This window comes from Streptomyces sp. NPDC111606 (assembly GCF_055656945.1).
The window spans coordinates 522,267-541,964 of the sequence record NZ_JBVKBY010000006.1 but is presented as its reverse complement, the minus strand read 5'-3'; the positions used below and the strand labels follow the sequence as shown (position 1 = coordinate 541,964).

Annotated in this window: 19 protein-coding genes; 12 read left to right on the top strand and 7 right to left on the bottom strand. The window is 70.0% G+C overall.

Annotated features, from left to right (window positions below; genetic code table 11):
* Window positions 1-20 precede the first annotated feature (20 nt).
* A complete protein-coding gene (locus ACZ7M7_RS23950; protein ID WP_472120109.1) occupies window positions 21-2,024 on the bottom strand; it encodes a flavin monoamine oxidase family protein in 2,004 nt (667 codons plus the stop codon).
* A gap of 238 nt (window positions 2,025-2,262) precedes the next feature.
* Between ACZ7M7_RS23950 and ACZ7M7_RS23945 the strand changes: the two genes are divergently transcribed.
* From ACZ7M7_RS23945 to ACZ7M7_RS23935, 3 genes are all read left to right on the top strand, one after another.
* Complete coding sequence (locus ACZ7M7_RS23945; protein ID WP_383622836.1) at window positions 2,263-3,762, top strand: family 43 glycosylhydrolase; 1,500 nt, start codon at window positions 2,263-2,265, stop codon at window positions 3,760-3,762.
* Between the two features lie 52 nt (window positions 3,763-3,814).
* Entirely contained in the window at window positions 3,815-5,236 is a 1,422-nt protein-coding gene (locus ACZ7M7_RS23940) for a family 43 glycosylhydrolase (RefSeq protein ID WP_472120273.1), read from the top strand.
* Window positions 5,237-5,314: 78 nt separating this feature from the next.
* Entirely contained in the window at window positions 5,315-6,106 is a 792-nt protein-coding gene (locus ACZ7M7_RS23935; protein ID WP_472120107.1) for a polysaccharide deacetylase family protein, read from the top strand.
* Window positions 6,107-6,164: 58 nt separating this feature from the next.
* On the opposite strand, the gene ACZ7M7_RS23930 is transcribed toward ACZ7M7_RS23935, so the two are convergent.
* The gene (locus tag ACZ7M7_RS23930; RefSeq protein WP_472120105.1) at window positions 6,165-7,184 is read right to left on the bottom strand and encodes a DUF2278 family protein; all 1,020 of its coding nucleotides are present in this window, start codon (window positions 7,182-7,184) and stop codon (window positions 6,165-6,167) included.
* Window positions 7,185-7,368: 184 nt separating this feature from the next.
* Here ACZ7M7_RS23930 and ACZ7M7_RS23925 point away from each other — a divergent pair, with 184 nt between their 5' ends.
* The 3 genes from ACZ7M7_RS23925 to ACZ7M7_RS23915 are packed head-to-tail and all read left to right on the top strand — an operon-like array spanning window position 7,369 to window position 9,692.
* Window positions 7,369-7,809: an SRPBCC family protein gene (locus ACZ7M7_RS23925; protein WP_472120103.1), complete on the top strand. Its 441-nt coding sequence runs from the start codon at window positions 7,369-7,371 to the stop codon at window positions 7,807-7,809.
* Window positions 7,806-8,378: a class I SAM-dependent methyltransferase gene (locus tag ACZ7M7_RS23920; protein ID WP_472120101.1), complete on the top strand. Its 573-nt coding sequence runs from the start codon at window positions 7,806-7,808 to the stop codon at window positions 8,376-8,378. Before ACZ7M7_RS23925 ends, ACZ7M7_RS23920 begins: the two co-directional genes overlap by 4 nt.
* A gap of 24 nt (window positions 8,379-8,402) precedes the next feature.
* Window positions 8,403-9,692 (top strand): lanthionine synthetase LanC family protein, encoded by a 1,290-nt coding sequence (locus ACZ7M7_RS23915; protein ID WP_472120099.1) that lies wholly within the window; start codon window positions 8,403-8,405, stop codon window positions 9,690-9,692.
* A gap of 9 nt (window positions 9,693-9,701) precedes the next feature.
* On the opposite strand, the gene ACZ7M7_RS23910 is transcribed toward ACZ7M7_RS23915, so the two are convergent.
* Together ACZ7M7_RS23910 and ACZ7M7_RS23905 are read right to left on the bottom strand one after the other, a co-directional pair.
* On the bottom strand, window positions 9,702-10,595 hold the full coding sequence (locus tag ACZ7M7_RS23910) for a S1 family peptidase (protein ID WP_472120097.1): 894 nt from the start codon (window positions 10,593-10,595) through the stop codon (window positions 9,702-9,704).
* Between the two features lie 252 nt (window positions 10,596-10,847).
* Window positions 10,848-11,930 (bottom strand): LacI family DNA-binding transcriptional regulator, encoded by a 1,083-nt coding sequence (locus tag ACZ7M7_RS23905; RefSeq protein WP_472120094.1) that lies wholly within the window; start codon window positions 11,928-11,930, stop codon window positions 10,848-10,850.
* Window positions 11,931-12,191: 261 nt separating this feature from the next.
* Between ACZ7M7_RS23905 and ACZ7M7_RS23900 the strand changes: the two genes are divergently transcribed.
* The 4 genes from ACZ7M7_RS23900 (at window position 12,192) to ACZ7M7_RS23885 (ending at window position 17,323) form a co-directional block, all read left to right on the top strand.
* On the top strand, window positions 12,192-13,553 hold the full coding sequence (locus ACZ7M7_RS23900) for an extracellular solute-binding protein (RefSeq protein ID WP_472120092.1): 1,362 nt from the start codon (window positions 12,192-12,194) through the stop codon (window positions 13,551-13,553).
* A 21-nt stretch (window positions 13,554-13,574) separates the two neighbouring features.
* The gene (locus ACZ7M7_RS23895) at window positions 13,575-14,525 is read left to right on the top strand and encodes a carbohydrate ABC transporter permease (RefSeq protein WP_472120090.1); all 951 of its coding nucleotides are present in this window, start codon (window positions 13,575-13,577) and stop codon (window positions 14,523-14,525) included.
* A 2-nt stretch (window positions 14,526-14,527) separates the two neighbouring features.
* Entirely contained in the window at window positions 14,528-15,427 is a 900-nt protein-coding gene (locus tag ACZ7M7_RS23890; protein ID WP_383609384.1) for a carbohydrate ABC transporter permease, read from the top strand.
* A gap of 66 nt (window positions 15,428-15,493) precedes the next feature.
* Entirely contained in the window at window positions 15,494-17,323 is a 1,830-nt protein-coding gene (locus ACZ7M7_RS23885; RefSeq protein ID WP_472120087.1) for a glycoside hydrolase family 2 protein, read from the top strand.
* 82 nt (window positions 17,324-17,405) lie between these two features.
* Here ACZ7M7_RS23885 and ACZ7M7_RS23880 read toward each other — a convergent pair whose 3' ends face one another.
* The 3 genes from ACZ7M7_RS23880 to ACZ7M7_RS23870 all read right to left on the bottom strand — a co-directional run bounded on the left by ACZ7M7_RS23880 (window position 17,406) and on the right by ACZ7M7_RS23870 (window position 18,939).
* Entirely contained in the window at window positions 17,406-17,555 is a 150-nt protein-coding gene (locus tag ACZ7M7_RS23880) for a hypothetical protein (protein WP_472120085.1), read from the bottom strand.
* Window positions 17,556-17,664: 109 nt separating this feature from the next.
* Window positions 17,665-18,663: a sialidase family protein gene (locus tag ACZ7M7_RS23875; RefSeq protein WP_472120083.1), complete on the bottom strand. Its 999-nt coding sequence runs from the start codon at window positions 18,661-18,663 to the stop codon at window positions 17,665-17,667.
* Between the two features lie 99 nt (window positions 18,664-18,762).
* Window positions 18,763-18,939, bottom strand: a complete 177-nt coding sequence (locus ACZ7M7_RS23870; protein ID WP_328421727.1) for a hypothetical protein — start codon at window positions 18,937-18,939, stop codon at window positions 18,763-18,765.
* Window positions 18,940-19,117: 178 nt separating this feature from the next.
* On the opposite strand from ACZ7M7_RS23870, the gene ACZ7M7_RS23865 reads away from it, so the two are divergent.
* Together ACZ7M7_RS23865 and ACZ7M7_RS23860 are read left to right on the top strand one after the other, a co-directional pair.
* Window positions 19,118-19,474, top strand: coding sequence for a PRC-barrel domain-containing protein (locus tag ACZ7M7_RS23865; RefSeq protein ID WP_383609374.1), 357 nt, complete (start codon window positions 19,118-19,120; stop codon window positions 19,472-19,474).
* 27 nt (window positions 19,475-19,501) lie between these two features.
* Complete coding sequence (locus ACZ7M7_RS23860; RefSeq protein ID WP_383609371.1) at window positions 19,502-19,669, top strand: hypothetical protein; 168 nt, start codon at window positions 19,502-19,504, stop codon at window positions 19,667-19,669.
* Window positions 19,670-19,698: the final 29 nt, after the last annotated feature.

Here is a 19,698-nt window from a genome sequence, read left to right as displayed (position 1 = left end):
CCGCGCGGCCCGTAGGGGGCTCAGTCCGCGTGCGCCTCCAACGCGGCCCGCACCCCGGATTCGAGGGCGCCCTCGATCCACGACGGCTTCACCGAGGTGTGGTCCCCGGCGAAGTGGAGCGGCCCCTCGGCGGCGCGGATGGCTTCCAGCAACTCCGTGTGCTGGCCGGGCAGCAGCACGGACGCCTCGCCGTACGCGTACGGGTCGCGCAGCCAGCTCTGGGTGCGCCCGGCGCCGGTGTAGAAGACCTCGACGCGCTGGCCGTAGACCTGTTGCAGGCCCCGCAGCGCGTGCGGGTAGCGGGCGTCCTCGTCGAGGGAGTCCCAGCGGGAGGCATCGTCGGCCCAGCTGTAGGAGGCGAGGACGACGCCGCCCTTGCCGCCCTCGATCGGGTGGGACGGGTTGATCATGAAGCGGTTGGAGTTGTCGGAGACCGAGCCGCCGCCGATGATGTGCGCGGCCTCGGGCTGGTCGCGGGTGGCCCAGCGGTTGGCGGCGTAGTGGGCGCGCTGGGCGTCGCTGATGTGGCCGTCCGGGACGGACGGGTGGGCGCCCAGGAGGCTGCCGTCGGCCGGGGCCCTGCCCTTGCGGTAGTCGTCGTGGAGCCCGGGCCGTACGGCGTCGAGCTCCCGTTTCCAGTCGGCCTCGGTGAACTCCCACCAGCGCAGGCCGAATTCGAGGAGCACCTTGGTCGCGCTGTCGTAGTGCAGCTCGGCGACCGCGCGCCGCTTCTTGTACGACATCAGCGGGCTGACCTGCACGTGCCGGAGCCCCGAGAACGGCACGGTGACGATCGCGAGGTCGCCGGTGAACTCCTCGCGCACCACCTTGCCGTCGCGTCCCTCGGAGACCGTGTCGATCCAGACGTGCGGGCCCTTGGCGTGGACGTGGGAGGTGTCGTCGGCCCCGGGCCGGTCCGGTGCCCAGTACTCGATGTGGGTCGCGCGCCGGTCCAGGCGCAGGACGTCGGCGACCTCCTCGAGCAGCGCGTCCGGAAGCGTCGCGGTGCCGCCGATCAGCTCCCAGAACTCGGTGTCGGGGCTGATCAGGGACTGGCTGATGAAGCTGTGGATGAAGGAGAGCGGCAGCCGTGAGGTGAGGTTCTCCAGCGTGCCGATCAGGTCGATGGTCCGCTCGTCGAAGCCCGCCTCCTCGGTCAGGAACCGGTACATCGACCAGTCGCCGTACTTCTGCACGACCCGCGCCCAGCCTTTGACCCGCTCCGGCATCGGCTTGTCGACGCGCTTGCCGTCCGGGCCGACGGTGCTGAACTCGTCGCGTACGGGGTCCAGGGCGCGGCGCAGGATGGTGCCGGACGGCGTGTCCCAGTACTCGCGCGGGACGCCGAAGGAGCGGTTGATCCTGCGGGGTGACTTCGCGTACGCGGAGCGGCGTACGCGGACGCCGTTGACGTGCAGCCAGGCGTTGTTGACGGGCTTGCCCTCGCCGTCGACGTCGACGAGGTGGAACCGGCGGCGTTTCACGTCGAGTTGGTCGATCAGGGTCATCACCAGCGGGTGGCTGCCGGGGATGCGCATGGCGCCGGCCTCCGCGTACTGGTCGGGGTCGGCGAACGCCTGGGCCGCCTGCTCGTGGCCGCCGGTGCGGAACGTCTTGATGCGGCCGCCGACGCGGTTGCCGTTGGCCTCGACGAGCGTGACCCGGTGTCCGGCCCGCTTGAGGAGCCAGGCGGCGACGAGACCGGCCGGTCCGGCACCGATGACGAGGATTCTCTTGGCCGTCTTCGTCTTCGCGCGCGGCAGCCCGGAGTCGAGGATCTTCCGGTACCCCGGGACGAGCGGCTTGTCGTGTTCGTCGACGACCAGCAGGGCGCGTGCGACGGCCAGGCAGGTGTCCCAGTCGGTGGTGGATCGCGGTCGCCCGGGGGCCTGTTGGGGAACGGCGGGCGCGGCGGCGGCCGCGGTCGGGGTCAACGCGGCCAGGGCGGCCGTCGTGGTGGTTGCGGCCGTGAACCGCCGTCGGGAGAAGGAAGTTGAGCCGACGGGCGCGCGGTGATTGTCCATGTGCACTGGATACGGGGGCAATTGGCCTGCTGGTGGCGCATCGGTCGGTTCATCACCTGAACGGGCAAGCGCATCGTCGGCCGGCCACGCCGGGCATGCGTCCGCACGCGGGTTTGTGCGGCGTGGATGACGAAACCGTTGACGGGGACATGGCCCACTTCTATCTTCTGTCCCAATCACGATCGGAATCACGAACTTCGTTCGACATTACGGACAGGGACGGTCTCGTATGCCTCGGATGTCTCGTACACCCCTCAGGAGACGCCGCAGATCACTCATCCTGTGCGTGCTCGCCGCACTGTTGGCCCTGGTGGCGACCACGCAACCGGCGTCCGCGGCGGACGGCCGCCCGTACACGAACCCGCTGAAGTCGTTCAAGGGCGCCGACCCCTGGCTGCAGTACCACGACGGCAACTACTACCTGATCACCACGACGTTCACCGGCATCCTCGGCATCCGCAAGTCGCCGACTCTCGCGGGTCTGGCCACCGCGCCGAACGTGCAGGTGTGGTCGGACACCACGTCGACCCGCAACACCAACATCTGGGCGCCGGAGATGCATCTCTTCAACGGCCGCTGGTACGTGTACTACTCGGCAGGACAGGGCGGTGTGGCGTGCTGCGACTCGCAGCGCACGCATGTACTGGAGAGCGCCGGCACGGACCCGATGGGCCCGTACACCTACAAGGGCTCGCTCACCGGCTCCAACCTCACACCGGGCGGCTGGCTGATCGACGCGAGTGTGCTGCAGGCCGACAACAAGCTGTACCTGGTCGGCAGCGGCTTCATCAACGGCAGTACGCAGAGCCTGGTCATCGCGCCGCTGAGCAACCCGTACACCCTGGCGAGCAGCACCTTCACGATCATCTCCAGCCCGACCCTGGGCTGGGAGCGGTCCGGCATACCCGTCAACGAGGCCCCGGAACCGCTCTACCACAACGGCCGCACCTTCCTCACGTACTCGGCCAGCTACTGCAACACCGCCGACTACAAGCTCGGCCAACTGGAGCTGACCGGCTCGGATCCGCTGAACCCCGCCTCCTGGACCAAGAAGCAGACGCCGGTCTTCCAGCGCAATGACGCGAACGGCGCCTACGGCCCCGGCCACAACGGCTTCTTCACCTCGCCCGACGGCACCGAGAACTGGATCGTCTACCACGCCAACTCCTCGTCCGGCGGCGGCTGCGGCAACGGACGCACCACCCGGGCCCAGGAGTTCACCTGGAACGCCGACGGCACCCCGAACTTCGGCACCCCCGTCGCCCTCGGCAGCACGCTGCCCGGCCCGTCCGGCGAGACGGCCGCGACGCCGACGTCGTACACCCTCGTCAACCGCAACAGCGGCAAGTGCCTGGACGTGAACGGCGGCAGCACCGCCGACGGCGCCAACATCTTCCAGTGGACCTGTACCGGCGGGGCCAACCAGAAGTGGAAGGTCGAGGACCTCGGCGACGACACCAACCGGCTGGTCAACGTCGCCACCGGCAAGGTGATGGACGTCGCCGACTGCTCCGCCTCCGACGGCGCCGACATCCGGCAGTGGTCCTGGCTGGACAACAAGTGCCAGCGCCACCGGCTCGTGTTCACGGCCGGCGGAGACTACGTCCGGATCGTCAACGAGGCCACCGGCAAGGTCGCCGACGTGGCCGACTGCTCCGCCGCGAACGGCGCGGACGTACGGCAGTGGACGTGGCTCAACAACAACTGCCAGCAGTGGCGCCTGGTCCCCACCACCTGATCACCCGCACTTCTGGAGAACTCCCTTGAGACGCATAGCCGTACGGTTGCTCATGGCCGTCCTCGTCGTCCTGGCGGCCTGCCTCGCCGGACCCGCTCCGGCCGCCCAGGCGGCCGTACCGGACTCCCCCGCCGTGACCTACACCAACCCGATCGCGGAGAAGCGGGCCGACCCGCACATCTTCAAACACACCGACGGCTACTACTACTTCACCGCGACCGTGCCCGAGTACGACCGCATCGTGCTGCGCCGGGCGACGACCGTCCAGGGCCTTTCGACGGCCCCGGAGGTCACCATCTGGACCAAGCACACCAGCGGCGTGATGGGCGCGCACATCTGGGCGCCGGAAATCCACTTCATCGACGGCAAGTGGTACGTCTACTTCGCCGCCGGCGCCACCAGCGACGTGTGGGCGATCCGGATGTACGTCCTGGAGGGCACCGGCGCCAACCCGCTGACCGCCACCTGGACGGAGAAGGGGCAGATCAGGACCCAGTGGGAGAGCTTCTCCCTGGACGCCACGACCTTCGTCGTGGGCGGCGTGCGCTATCTGGCCTGGGCCCAGCGCGACCCGTCCGTGAACAACAACACGGACATCTACCTGGCGAGGATGACCAACCCCTGGACCATCACCGGCACTCCGGTGATGCTGTCGCGGCCCACCTACTCCTGGGAGACCGTCGGCTACAAGGTCAACGAGGGCCCGGCGGTGATCCAGCACGGTGGCAAGGTCTTCATGTCGTACTCGGCGAGCGCCACCGACAGCAACTACTGCCTGGGGCTGCTGTCCGCCTCCGCGAGCGCCGACCTGCTCAACGCGGCGAGCTGGGCCAAGAGTTCCACGCCGGTGTTCACCAGCAACGCCGCCACCAGCCAGTACGGGCCGGGCCACAACTCCTTCACCGTCTCCGAGGACGGCAGGAGCGACATCCTCGTCTACCACGACCGCAGCTACAAGGACATCACCGGAGACCCGCTCAACGACCCCAACCGCCGCACCCGCGTCCAGAAGCTGTACTGGAAGGCCGACGGCACCCCGGACTTCGGCATCCCGGTGGCCGACGGTGTCACGCCCCAGCGCTTCTCCTCGTACAACTTCGCGGACCGGTTCGTCCGGCACTGGGAGTACCGCGCCCGCATCGAGGCCGGCGTCTCCCCGCTCGCGGACTCGCAGTTCCGCGTCGTCACCGGCCTGACCGGCAGCGGCACGGTGTCGCTGGAGTCGGCCAACTTCCCCGGGTACTACCTGCGGCACAAGAACTTCGAGGTGTGGCTGGAGAAGAGCGACGGCACGGCGCAGTTCGCGTCCGACGCCAGCTTCTACAAGCGGGCCGGGCTCTCCGACGCGGCGGGAGTCTCGTACGAGTCGTACAACTACGCCGGGCGCTACGTGCGGCACCACGACTACCTGCTGGTGGTCCAGGCGCCGAGCACGGCGACGGATCGGGCGGACGCCACGTTCCACGCCCAGTAAAACCGGCGGAATCTGCAGTTCAGACCCTATGAACGCCCTCTATACATGGCGAGTATACCCGCCATGTATAGTCGCGACATGCCTTTTCCGATCATTCCGATCAAGAAGATGAAAAAGTCGTGGGCTTGGTTGTCTGCCGCCGCCGTTCTGGTGGCGGCCGCTTCCTTGGTGGCGTTCACGCAGTACGTGCGCCTGGACACCACGTCACCCAGCACCGCCCGGGCCCAGGCCTCCTCCACCGTCCAGGCCCGCATCGGCAGCGTCGACTGCCGCGAGGCCAAGTGCGTCGCGCTGACCTTCGACGCCGGCCCGAGCGAACACTCCGCACGACTGCTCGACATCCTGAAGGAGGAGAAGGTTCCGGCGACCTTCTTCCTGCTCGGCAAGCGGCACATCGAGAAGTACCCGGAGCTGGTCAGGCGGATGGCCGACGAGGGCCATGAGGTGGCCAACCACACCTGGGACCACGAGAGACTCACGGACCTGGACGCCGACGAGATACGCGAGGAGATAGAGCGCCCCAACAAGGAGATAGAGCGCCTCACCGGGCGGCGCCCCACCCTGATGCGCCCGCCTCAGGGCCGTACGAACGACACGGTGCACGACGTCTGCCGCGAGTTGGGGATGTCGGAGGTCCTGTGGAGCGTGACGGCCAAGGACTACAAGACCAATGACTCCAAGCTCATAGAGCAGCGTGTCCTGGACCAGACCGACCGGGACGGGATCATCCTGCTGCACGACATCTACGACGGCACCGTGCCGGCGGTGCCCGGGATCATCGACGCGCTGAAGAAGCGCGGGTTCGTGTTCGTGACCGTCCCGCAGCTGCTCGCGCCGGGGAAGGCCGAGCCCGGGAAGGTGTACCGGTGAGCCGTCTCACCGGGTGAGGTGAAAGCGGTGGGGTGAAGGCGATGCGGGGAGCGGTGGATCAGCGTGCGGAGAAGACGACCGACCACCCCTCCTGCCCTGCCAGATCGGCGGTGTACGAAACCCCGTCCGCCTTCAGCCTCTTGGCGTCGAGGAGGCTGATCTCGCCGCCGTGGTTGCCGAGTTGGGCGCCACCGCTCAGGCGGACGGTGAGGCAGGCGCCGGCCGCGAGCGGTCCCGGCGGCACGGCGGACAGCCGGCCCACCCGGTCCTGGAGGTGCCAGCCGGTGAGGTCGACCGGGGCGGGCGAGGCGTTGAGGAGGGTCACCGTCTCGGCCTCGGGGGCGGGGCCGCGCGGGTTGACGAGGGCGGCGACGATACGGACGGGCCGGCTGCCGGGCACGGGGCGCGAACCGTCGACGTCCTCGATGGCGTGGCCGGTCACGTCGTCCGTCTTCCAGGACTGGCTCTGGAAGGCGAGGAAGATCCCGACCCAGCGCGACTGCGCCGGGAAGTGGATGAGCAGCCCGCCGTCCTGCCAGACGCCGTCGTCGTCGCGGAAGCGGCGGCTGTTGCCCTGGTTCATGTGGATGTCGTGGACGCCGTTGCCGGGCAGGAAGCCGAAGACCTTGTCCCTGACCTTGGCTTCGGGCCCCCAGCGCTCGCCGAACAGATGCACGCGGGCCTCCGGGTCGGCGACCGCGCGGCGGACGGAGTGGTCGAGGAGGTCGGCGAGGTCGTTGTCGGGGCCTTCGAGGTCCGGGGGCAGCTTGCGCATCAGGGACGGGTCGAAGAGGTTGCCGCGCACGAAGTCGAGGTTCGGACCGCCGGGCCCGGGCGGCAGGGTGTTCCAGCCGCTCTCCAGCCCCTCCAGACGGGCCGTGATCGGATGCCGGAAGTCCTCGGCGACGAGGTAGAGCAGCTCGGAGGGCTGCTGCTGGGAAAGGACGTTGACGGCGGCGCGGTACTGCGTGCCGTGATCGTCGGTGAGGTGGATCTGGTAGTGCGGCGTGTCGTCGGCGCCCTCGCGCCGGGTGTCGACCGCTCGTCCGATCAGTACGCCGTAGGTCTTCAGTGGCATGACGACCAACTCCCCCGGGAGGTGGACGGATTGCCCGCCCTTAGGTGGCAGCGTAGGGCGCGGACGGCGCGGCCGAAGCCGAGTTCACCTCGCGTACGTCCGCCCGCCGACGTCCGGCTGGACCGACTGCACGACGCGTATACGACTGCGCCGATGACCAGCTCGGATTCCCTAAGATCGTTCCGTGGCGAACTTTCTCCTCGAACGCACGGTTCCACTCCCCCTCGACGAGGCCTGGCGCCGCCTGACGGAGTGGCCCCGCCATGCCGCGGCCGTCCCACTGACCCGCATCCGGGTCACCCCACCCGAACCGACCCGTGCGGGCACCCTCGTCATCGCCCGCTCCGGAGTCGGCCCGCTGTCCTTCGACGACCCCATGGAGGTCACGGTGTGGCAGCCGCCGGGGGACGACTCGCCGGGCCTGTGCCGACTGGAGAAGCGGGGCCGGGTGATCACGGGGTGGGCCGAGATCGAGGTGCGGCCCGGGCCGGGAGGGCGGGCGCGGGTGGTGTGGCGCGAGGAGGTGCGGGTGCGGTTCCTGCCTGGGGTGGCCGACGGTGTGCTGGAGCGGACGGCTCGGTATGTGTTCGGGCGTGCGGTGAATCGGCTCCTGAGGCAGCCGTGACCCCCGTCGAACGGGCGCGCTGGGAGGACCACTTCGCGCGGGGCCGCGGCTTCCGGGGCGTCACGGAGCGGGAACTGCGGCTGCTCGGTGAGGCGATGCGGCCACGCGCCCGGGCCCTGGACATCGGCTGCGGGCTCGGCACCTACGCCGCCGCGCTCGCCGGCCTCGGCCACGACACGCTCGCCGTCGACTGGGCGGATGCGGCGGTGGCGGCGACCCGTGACCGGTACACGGACCTGGAGCCCCGACTGCGCGTGCTACGCCTGGACTTCGAGGACGGGGCCGACGTCGCGGCGAAGCTGCCCCGGACCCGGTTCGACCTTGTGACGATGCGGCTGGTCCTGGCCTTCATGTCGGACAAGAGGGCGGTCTCGGAGCGCGTGCGGGGGCTGCTGGCGCCGGGCGGGGTGTGGGTGGTGACGACGCCGCTGGCGGAGCGGTTGCCGCAGGAGCGGCGACACATCGGGGTGACGGCACAGGACGTGGCGATCGTGACGGAGGGGTGGGACCGAGGTGAGTGGTACGACCTCGACGCGGGCGGGATGCGATGTTTCGTACTGCGTGCCTGAGACCCACGAAGGGGACATGCCCGAATGGGCGCCGACAAGGAGAGGGAGGCGACGCACATGACGCCGGACGAGGTCGAGGCCCTGGCCGTTGACGGCCTTCGGTGGCTGCTGTCAGCCGGGCGTGACAGCGGGGACGGCGGTCTCATATGGCCGACCAGGCCCTCCGACGACGAGCTCAACCCCATGCTCTACAGCGGCACGGCCTCAGTCGTCCCGGTTCTCCTGGAAGCGTGGCGGCACTTCGGCGACGACTCCTACGCGGACACCGCCGTGCGCGCGGCCCGCGGGCTGGCGGACTCCGTCGAGAGCTGGGAGGACGACTCCCTGTACTTCGGCCGCACCGGCATGGCCCTCGCGCTGCGTGCCGTCCACGTCGACCTTAGCGACGACGCCGCCGGCAGCGCCGCGGACCGGGCCCTGGAGCTCGTGCGCTCGCGCTTCGACGGGACCCGCTGGGGCGAGCTGTTCGAGCTGATGGGCGGCAACGCCGGGATCGGCCTGGGCGCGCTCCTGACAGGGCAGGAGGACCTCGCCGTCCTGGCGGTGGAGCCGTACGCCCGCACGGCCGAGCGCACTCCCGCCGGGGTCAACTGGCAGCACAGGCCCGGCGCGCCCGGCCGTATGCACCACATCTCGCACGGCACTCTCGGCATCGTGTACGGCCTGGCCGCGGTCGGCCACGCGACCGGCCGCAAGGACCTGGTCGAGCTCGCGCTGGCCGGTGCCGCGGATGTCGTCTCGCGCGACGAGGGCGGACCCGATGGCTTTCTCGTCCCCCACTCCGACCCGCACCACCGCCCCGACCTGGTCGAACGCCACAACTACGGCTGGTGCCACGGCCCCACCGGCGACGCCCAGGTCTTCCGCCAGCTGCGGGACCTGTCCCCCGACCCTGCCTGGGCGGCCCTCGCCGACCGCTGCTGGCACACCGTCACGCACTGCGGCCTGCCGAACCGGTTGCGCCCCGGCTTCTGGGACAACAACGGCCGCTGCTGCGGCACGGCGGGCGTCCTCGCCCTCGCCGTCGACCGCATCGCCGAGCAGGACGACTCCCCCGAGTTCGCCCGGCTCCTGGCCGCCGACCTCGCCGCGCACGCCACCCGCGACGCCGACGGCGCCCGCTGGTCCAACGTCGAACACCGGGCCACGCCGAGCGAGCTCGAACCGCAGCCGGGATGGGCGATGGGCAACGCGGGCATCGTGCGCGAACTGCTGCGCTTCGTACGGGTCGTACGGGGAGGCGAGCCGGACTACGCGTTCACGTGGCCGGACCAGCCCGGGGTGACTCGCGCGCGTCAGGCCGACTTGGCCTAGGCCCTGCCGTCAGTAGACGGACAGGCCGTAGGCGCTCAGCACTTCCTGGATCGGCTGGTAGTAGGAGGTTCCTCCCGTGGCGCAGTTTCCGGAGCCGCCGGAGAGGATGCCGATGACCTTGTCGCCGGCGTACAGCGGACCGCCGCTGTCGCCGGGTTCGGCGCAGATGTCGGTCCGGATCAGCCCGTGGACGATGTCACCGCCGCCGTAGTTCACGGACGCGTTGAGGGCGGTGACCACGCCGCATCGGACTCCGGTCGTCGCGCCCCGGGTGCAGACCCGTTGACCGACGTAGGCGGACGCGGTCCCGGTCACGTCGACCGTTCCGATGGTGCCGGGGTGCGGCACGGACGCGTTGGCGTAACGGACGACCCCGAAGTCGTTGCCGGGGAAGCTGCTGCCGGTGGTGGGGCCGACGGCCATGTCCAGAGCTGCGTTGGTGTACCAGGTGGGCAGGTCCGCGGTGCAGTGTCCGGCGGTGATGAAGTAATACGTGGAGCCGCTCTGCACATTGACGCCCGCGGTGCAGCGCCGGCCGGGGGCGTGGATGCCGTCGCCGCCGGACAGGAGCGTGCGCAGGCGGCCGTCGAGCCGTTCGAGGGTGACAGCACCGGCGAACCGGGCGGCGGCATGGCGGAGTCGGGCCAGCTCGGCGTCCGTGACCGTGGAGTCGGCGAGGACTCGCAACGTCCCGCTCCCCTCGTCCAGGGCCCACGCCGTCCCGTCGATCCCCAGTGATGTGATCGTCGAGGCCGGGCCGGACGCCGAGGACGGTGTGGGCGGCGGGGCAGCGGACGCTGCCGTCGCGCCGGTGCCGGATACCGTCAGGGCGGCCACGCCGAGCAAACTCAGTACGTAGGCGATCAGTTGTGAGCGTCTGTTGGTTGTACGGCGTGCTGTCATCCCGAATCTCCCCGAGGACGGCCGGTCGGTTTCGGGCACGCCCGACCGGTGACCGGGCGTGCCGGGCTTGCATGCCGTGGTGCTGGTGTCGTGCGGGATTCGAAGGCGAGCCCGAGCGCCGTCATGATGTCGCCTGCGACGCCGGGCGGAGGCGAAGCAGCGCTCATTGTGCCCGGACGCGTATAGCGGGGATAGGGCGTGTTCAGCCGCGGGCCGTGGCGTCGGCGGTCGCGGTCAGCACGCCGTCAAGGTTCAGGACGACTTCCGCCGAGAGCCCGAAGGCCGCACCCCAACGAAACCCTCCGTGCTTTCACGCAGCACCAGACGATGCGCCACCACGAGGTCCTGAGGTGACCGCACCTCGGCCGAGTCGGCGTCCGGCGAGGCGGACCCCGTCGCCTCGTCCATCCGGTGTTGCAGGAGTTCGACGGCGACCTCGGCCACCGCGGCCTTGTCGGGGGCCACGGTGCTGAGGGTGGGGACGCTGAAGCGTCCGGCCTCGACGTCGTCGAAGCCGACGACGGCGACCTCCTCGGGAACCCGGATGCCGTGCTCGTGCAGTGCGCGCAGGGCACCCAGCGCCAGTTGGTCGTTGAGGCACAGCAGTGCGTCGGGGCGGGCGCCCTCGCTCAGCGCCCGGGCCACGGCCTCGGCGCCGTCCGGCATCCGGAAGGACTCGACGGGCAGGAGAGCGGCCGGGTCGTGGGCGATGCCCGCTTCCGCCAGCGCCGCATGGTAGCCGCGGGTGCGGGCCTCGGCCGTGCCCAGGCCCGCGCCGCTGCGTCCACCGATGACCAGGATGGAGCGGCGGCCGAGCCCGAGCAGGTGCTTGGTCGCCTCCCGCGCGGCCTGTTCGTTGTCGATGGCGACGTGGTCGGCGCCCTCCTCCAGCAGTTCGCCGATCAGCACGGTGGGCGGTGCGCCCGCGCGGTCGCGCAGATCGTCCGGGGTGAGGGCGAGCGGGCTGAGGATGACTCCGTCGACGAAGCTGGAGCCGAATCCGGTCAGTGCCGCCAGCTCGTGCTCGCGATCCGCCCCCGTCTGGTGGATCAGAACCGTGAGGGAGCGCCGCTCGGCCTCGCGGATGACGTGCCGGGCGAGCTCCGCGAAGTACGGGACGTCGAGTTCGGGAACGACGAGAGCGATGATGCCGGTGCGGCCCTGGCGCAGGTGGCGACCGGCGAGGTTCACCTTGTAGCCGAGTTCCTCGATGGCATCGCGGACGACGCGTCGGGTGCGGTCGGAGACGTGGGTGTAGTCGTTGATGACGTTGGACACCGTCTTCTCCGACACGCCTGCGAGCCGCGCGACGTCCTTGATCCTGGGTCGTGCCACCGGAACCTCCCTGCCCCTCAGCGCTGCTGAGTTTATGTCCCGGCAGGTCGCGGATCGGCAGCGCGTCTTTCCGGCCCGTTCGGCCCTCGATTTCCGGCCGTGCCTCCTGGCTCTTTACAGCCAATGTACATCGATGTAAAAACGAGCCATCGCATCGGCTCGACCGGTGCGCCCCCGCCTGACCCTGGCGGTGGACCGCCCTTTGCCATGGGCGCTCCACCGTCGGTCCGGCATGCGTGTCCGGCCGTCGGAAGGTCCGCGATGTTCACCCGCTTCTCTGCCTCACCACCAGCCCCCGCACCCGGCGCGGCACCTGGTCCCACCCGCCGTCGCCTACTGCGGCACGGCACGGCCGCCGCGGGCGCGCTGCTCGCCGCCGGCCCGCTGTCCGGCTGCGCGTCACCGGCCGCCGCCGACGCCTCCGCGCTGAGCGTCTGGGACCTGTTCCAGGGCGGCGACGGCATGCTGATGGACGACATGATCAAGGCCGTCTCCGAGGGACCGCAGGGCTTCGAGGTGGAGCGCACGATCCTCGACTGGGGACCCTCGTACTACACCAAGCTGGCCATGTCGGCCGCCGGCGGCCGGGCCTCCGACGTGGCGATCATGCACCTCTCCAGGCTGGCCGGCTATGCGCCCGGCGGCCTGCTCGACCCCTTCGACCTGGACCTGCTCGCCGAATTCGGCGTCAGCCAGAAGGACTTCGCACCGGCGGTCTGGTCGCGGACGCAGCACGACAGGACCGTCTACGCCATCCCGCTCGACGTCCACCCCTTCATCGTGTTCTACGACAAGGAGGCCGCCGACAAGGCGGGGCTCCTCGACTCCTCGGGCGAACTGGCGCCGATGGGCTCCCCGGAGGCCCTGCTCGACGCCGGCAAGGCGCTCGCCGAGGCGACCGGGCAGAAGGGCATCCTGTTCGGGCATGTCACCGACACCGCCCAGACCTGGCGGCAGTTCGCAGCCCTCTATGCCCAGACCGGTGCCGCCTTCACCCTGCCGGACGGCGGGCCCCCGCAGATCGACGTCGACGCCGCGGTACGCGTCGTCGACTTCATGCAGCGGCTCTTCGACGGCCGTACCAACCCCAACAACCTGGACTACAACGGCGCGATGGCCGGCTTCATCGGCGGTCGCGGCGGCATGGTCATGCTCGGCGAGTGGGAGCTGCCCACGCTGAAGAAGTCCGGCATCCCGCTCGGCGCCGCCCCCTTCCCACAGGTCTTCGACACGCCGGCCGTCTACACGGACAGCCACAGCTTCGTCCTCCCGCACCAGGAGAACCCCGATCCGACGCGCCGCCGCCGGGCCCACCGGTACGTCGCGGAGATGGTCAAGCAGAGCCTCACCTGGGCGAGCGCCGGTCACATCCCCGCCTACCAGCCCGTGATCGCGGAACCGGAGTACGCCGCCCTCGACCCGCAGTCCTCCTACGCGGACGCGGGAGAGGTGGCGGTGCTCGATCCGCCGAACTGGTTCGCCGGGGCCGCTTCGAACTTCCAGAACCGGATGTGCCAGCCGCTCCAGTCGGCGCTGCTGGGCAACACCTCCGCCGAGAAGGCGGTGCGTCAGATGGTCCGCGAGGCGGACGCGCTGCTCCGGCAGCCCAACCCGGTGGCCTGACGAGCAGAAGGAGTGACCCACGTGACCACCACCGCACCCCCGGGCACCGACGCCGTGACCGGCCCGGCCGGCGACCGCCCCGGCGGCCTGCGCCGTATCGGCTTCAAGGGCAGCCGGACCGCGAAGGGCCCCGGCCTCGTCTTCGTCGTGCCGTTCCTGCTCGTCTTCGTCCTGTTCCTGGTCTGGCCCATCGTGCACGGGCTGTGGATGAGCTTCACCGACAGCTCGCTCGCGCTGCGCGACACGGCGTTCGTCGGCTTCGACAACTACACCGAGGCGTTCGGCGATCCGGACGTCTGGAGCAGCCTCGGCAACACGGTCGTCTTCACCGCCATCTCCAGTGTTCCGCTGGTCCTGATCGCGCTGGCCATGGCGCTGCTGGTGCACAGCGGCCTCGCCGGGCAATGGGTGTGGCGACTGGCCTTCTTCGCTCCCTACCTGCTGCCCGTGACCGTGGTGACGCTCATCTGGACCTGGCTCTACCAGCCGGAGCTCGGCCTGGCGAACCAGTTCCTCGACACCCTCGGCTTGGAGCCCGTCGGCTGGCTCTCCGACGAAGCCGTCGCGATGTGGTCGATCGCCGCCCTCACCGTCTGGTGGACGGTCGGCTTCAACTTCCTGCTCTACCTCGCCGCGCTCCAGTCCCTGCCCTCGACCTACTACGAGGCCGCCGCGCTGGACGGCGCCGGAGCCTGGCGGCGGCTGTGGTCCATCACCCTGCCGCAGCTGCGCAGGACCACCGTGCTCGTCGCGATGCTCCAAGTACTGGCCTCGCTCAAGGTGTTCGACCAGATCTACATCCTCACCAAGGGCGGCCCCAACGCCTCGACCCGGCCGGTCCTGGAATACGTCTACGACGTCGGCTTCACCGGCTACCGGCTCGGTTACGCCTCCGCCGTCTCCTACCTCTTCTTCGCCCTCGTCATCGTCGTCTCGCTCGCGCAGCTGCGTCTCTTCCGCCAGGAGGACTGACCGTGTCCGCCACCGCAACACCCCTTCGCCCGCGGCGCCGTCCCCCCTTGGCAGCTGCCGAATCGTCCCTGCTCCTCGGCCACGGCCGGCTGCCGCGCGCGCTGGCCGGCACGGCGCTGGCCGTCCTGGCCGCCGTCTGGCTGCTGCCGTTCGTCTGGGCGGTCGCCACCTCGGTGCAGAGCGAGCAGGACGCCGCGTCGCCCGGCCTGTCCCCGATCAAGGGCGCTTTCACGACCGAGGCGTATCAGCAGATCCTGGAGCGCGGGAACGTCACCGTCTGGGCCTTCAACAGCTTCCTGATCGCCGGCCTGGTCACGCTGATCACGGTCGTCGTGTCCACGCTCGCCGCATACGGGTTCTCGCGCGGCACCTTCCGCGGCCGCCGGACCCTGCTCGCCGTCACCGTCGCCGCGATCCTGGTGCCGCCGCAGCTGCTCGTCGTACCGCTCTTCGAGCAGATGCTGCTCTTCAACCTGGTGGACACCTACGCGGCCGTCATCCTGCCGCAGGTCGTCGCGCCCATGATGGTCTTCATCCTCAAGCGCTTCTTCGACGCCATCCCCCGGGAGCTGGAGGACGCGGCCCGGATGGACGGGGCCTCCGAGTTCCGGGTGTTCCTGTCGATCGTGCTGCCGCTGTCGCGGCCGATCGTGGCTGCCGTGGCGATCTTCGTCTTCATCGGGGCGTGGAACAACTTCATGTGGCCGTTCATCGTCACCAACGACCCGGACCTGATGACGCTCCCCGTCGGCCTGGCCACCGTCAAGGACGCCTTCGGCATCCAGTACGCCCAGTCCATGGCGTCCGCGCTGCTGGCCGCGCTGCCACTGATCGTGGTGTTCCTCTTCTTCCAGCGCCGCATCGTCGACTCCGTGGCCACCACCGGCCTCGGCGGCTCCTGACCCCACCCCCTCGCCGTACTCACAGGCCGGCCGCATCCTGCCGGCCCCCGATCGACTGGAGCATGTGTGCCCACCCCCTCCGTACCGCGCCCGGAGTATCCGCGACCGCAGTTCGTGCGGCGCGACTGGCTCAACCTGAACGGCGCCTGGCAGTTCGAGACCGACCGAGGGGACAGCGGGCTCGAACGCGGCCTGCTCGGCCGCGAGCTGCGCGACGAGATCCTCGTGCCCTTCCCGCCCGAGTCCGAGCTGTCCGGCATCGGCGACACCGACTTCCTGGAGGCCGTCTGGTACCGCCGCGCCCTCACCCTGCCCGCCGAATGGGCCGGACGCCGCGTACTGCTGCACTTCGGCGCCGTCGACCACGACACCACCGTGTGGGCCGACGGCCGCGAGGTCGCCCGGCACCGCGGCGGCTTCACCCCCTTCAGCGCCGACCTCGGCGACATCGCGGGCGGGGGCGAGGAGGTCGTCATCACGGTCCGGGCCCGCGACCCCAGGTCCGGCCCGCAGGCCCGGGGCAAGCAGGCGATCCAGTACGCCAACCACGACTGCAACTACACCCGCGTGAGCGGCATCTGGCAGACCGTCTGGCTGGAGCCCGTCCCCGATCTGCACCTGCGGCGCCCCCGCATCACCCCCGACCTCGCCGGCTCCGCCTTCCACCTCGAACTCCCACTGTCCGGCAACCGCCCCGGCCACCGGGTACGCGCCATCCTCAGCGACGCCCACGGCGAGGTGAGCCGCGCCGAGGCCCGCGCCGACCTGGACCTGGCCCCGCGCCTGCACCTGCCCGTGCCCGACGACCGGCGCCGTGACTGGGGGCCGGACGACCCGCATCTGTACGACCTGCGCCTCGAACTCCTCGACACCAAGGGCGAGGTGGTCGACAGCGCCGAGAGCTACGCGGGACTGCGCTCCGTCGGACTCAGCGGCAGGACCGTCCTACTCAACGGCTCCCCCGTCTTCCAGCGCCTCGTCCTCGACCAGGGCTGGTACCCCGACGGACTGATGACCGCGCCGACCGACGAGGCGCTGGTCCGGGACATCGAGCTGGCCATGGCGGCCGGGTTCAACGGGGCCCGGCTGCACCAGAAGGTGTTCGAGGAGCGCTTCCTCCACCACGCCGACCGCCTCGGCTACCTGGTCTGGGGCGAGTTCGGCGACTGGGGCTGCGAGGTCGGCGGCTCCTCGGGCGACAACCAGCAGCCCGACGCCTCGTACGTCGCCCAGTGGCTGGAGGCCCTCGAACGTGACTACTCCCACCCCTCGATCATCGGCTGGTGCCCGCTCAACGAGACGTACCAGAAGCTGCACGACCGCATCACCCGGCTCGACGACGTCACCCGCGCGATGTTCCTGGCCACGAAGGCGATGGACACCACCCGCCCGGTGATCGACGCCTCCGGCTACGCCCACCGCGTCGCCGAGACCGACATCTACGACTCGCATCACTACGAGCAGGACCCGGAGACCTTCCGGCAGCTGATGTCAGGGCTCGCCAAGGGCGACCCCTTCGTCAACTCCCATGAGAGCGGGGCGCCTTACTCCCTTCCCTACGGCGGCCAGCCGTACTTCGTCAGCGAGTTCGGCGGCATCTGGTGGGACCCCGAGGCAGCCGCCGCCCAGTCCGGCGAGGACCGCACCGAGTCCTGGGGCTACGGCGAACGCGTCCGCGACGAGGAGGAGTTCCACGCCCGCTTCAGCGGCCTGACCGAGGTGCTGCTGAGCGACCGTGACATGTTCGGCTACTGCTACACCCAGTTGACCGACGTCTTCCAGGAACAGAACGGCATCTACCGCTTCGACCGCGGTCTCAAGCTGGACGTCGACCGCATCCGTGCCGCACAGCTGCGCCCGGCAGCGATCGAGAACCAGGACGACGACCGGGCCTGACAGCGAGAGCAGGAGAGGAAAGTGGCGGCCCCCCGCCACACGACGGGGAGCCGCCACTGCGGCATCTGCGGTGCACACACCCTCAGGTGATGTTGCCGCTCGCGAAATACGCGCGACAGACGGTGCCCTCGAAGTCGGTCGCGATCTGCAGCACCCTGCTGCCGTCGGGCGAAGGCAGCAGCGGGGAACTGTAGTTCTGGCAGTAGTTCACTTCGGGATTCGGCACGGTCACCGGAGACGGCATCGTGGACCACGGTCCGCTGCCGTTCTGCGTGTTGGTGAGGATCGTGCGCCCGCTGCCTGCGGCGGGGGGCCGTCCCGGTTGAGCAGGCGCTGTCCGATCAGCAGGATGCGCCCGTCGGAACCGCCGCCCGGTGTGGGCGCCCAGGCGATGGTCGGCGCGGCGCGGAAGTACCTGCCGTCGGCGGTCTCGGGACGGAAGCCGAGGTGGGCCGGATCTCCCCAGTTCCAGCCGTCGGCGGACGTCCGATAGTGCACGACGCACTGGTACTGACCGCCCGGGTTGCACTCTCGTAGCTCATGAAGTACGTGCCGTTGGGCAGCTTCCGCACCACCGGCATGCCCGGCCGGTCGGGTGCCCAGTTGCTCGCCACGGTGTTGTGGCGACCCTGCCAGTTCACCCCGTCGTAGCTGCGTACGGCGACGAGCTTCTGGCTGTGCGCCGCGTCGGTCTCGTCCGCGTAGTGGCAGACCAGTGCTCCGTCGGCCGCCACGGAGAACTCGGGTTCCCACAGGCCGCCCGTGCCCTCGGCGACGGCGCAGGACGACAGGTGGGACCAGGTGCGCCCGATGTCGTTGCTGCGCCAGATCCGCAATGCCATACGCCGGTTCGACTCGTCCTGGCCCGCGGAGGCGGCCCAGAGCAGCGTGCCGGCCGGCATCGCGCCGACCTGCCGGGGCAGCTCGAACAGCGTGGAACAGCACAGACCTTGGCCCGCCGCGGACTCCGGGTCGGCGACTGCGCCGACCTGGCGGAAGGTCGCCCCGGAGTCCGTGCTCTCGTGGATGGCGCCGATGCCGTTGTTGCCGTCGAAGGTCACGACACCGGCGAGGACGCGACCGTTGGCCGATCCGCTGTGCGCCAGCCGGATGGCACGCGGGTACAGGCCGGTTCCGTCCCTTAACGGAGTGCCTGTCGCCGAGGGGGCGATGTCCGTCGCGGCACGCGAGGCGGGCGGCGGGGAAGCGGTGGCGCCGGCGGGCATGGCCAGTGCCAGGCCGAGCGCGCCGGTCAGGGCGACCAGGAGCGCTCGGGCCGGCCGGCGTACGGAGGGGCCACGACGGCGTCTGAAGGCATGCGGAATGCGCGGAAGCAGCACCGTTCTTCCTTCCTCGAAGGTGAAATTCCGCGTCAGGTTAGAGCCGCGTGTACATCGATGTAAATGGGCTGGAGAGGTTCCGCTCAGCGGGGGTTGTGCTCAGCGGCGGCGGCCTCGCGCCGCCCAGCCGCTGCCGATCCCCGCGACATGCAGGGCGAGACATGTGAGCCCGAGCAGCATGACGTTGGTCGACGTGAAGACGTCGTTGGTGGATATGTCTGCCGCATTGATGAGAAAGGCGATGAAGAACAGGACCGCCGCGATGATGCCCAGCACGATGTGCCTCCTTGGCGAAGGGGAATCGACCGATGGTGCCGTCTCTCGCGTATGCCCCCGGCCGACCGCATCACGCACTGCGGCCTTGGTCGCTGCCCTGCCGGACACATCGCGCGCATCGTGCAGAGAAGGCGAAAGGGGGTACGCGGCCGAAAGGGACGACGAGTGGAGGATCGCGATGTTCGAGGCCGGTGACATCCGAGAGTGGCGCGGCCACGATGTGGTCGACGACAGCGCACGCAAGATCGGCAGACTGGAGTCGGTCTATGTGGACACCGCTACCGACGCGCCGTCTTTCGCCACCGTCACGGTCGGCATGCCGACTCGGCACCGCCTGGTGTTCGTCCCCCTCGCCGGAGCGACGGTCGGCCCTGGGTACCTGAAGGTCGCCTATGCGAAGCACCTGGTCAAAGGTGCGCCGTCCATCGACATGGACGGTGTCCTGCCGGCCGGGGACGAAGGGGCGGTCTTTGCGCACTACGACCTGGCGTACAAGCCCGGTGCGGACGGCGAGCGCCGGCTGGCGCGCCGCTGACGGCCAACGACGATCCGGGAGGCGGCCGTGGCTCTGTTCTTGTTCCTGCTTCTTGTGGCGGTGGTGCTCGGCTTCATCGGAGTGCTCGCCGAAGGTCTGTTCTACCTGCTGGTCATCGGGGTGCTCGTGGCGATCGTCGACGTCCTCTACGTCGGAATGAAGATCCGGCGAGGCGGCAGGCGCCCGGTTCGCTAGGCCTCGCGGTCAGCGGTGGCCGTGGCCGA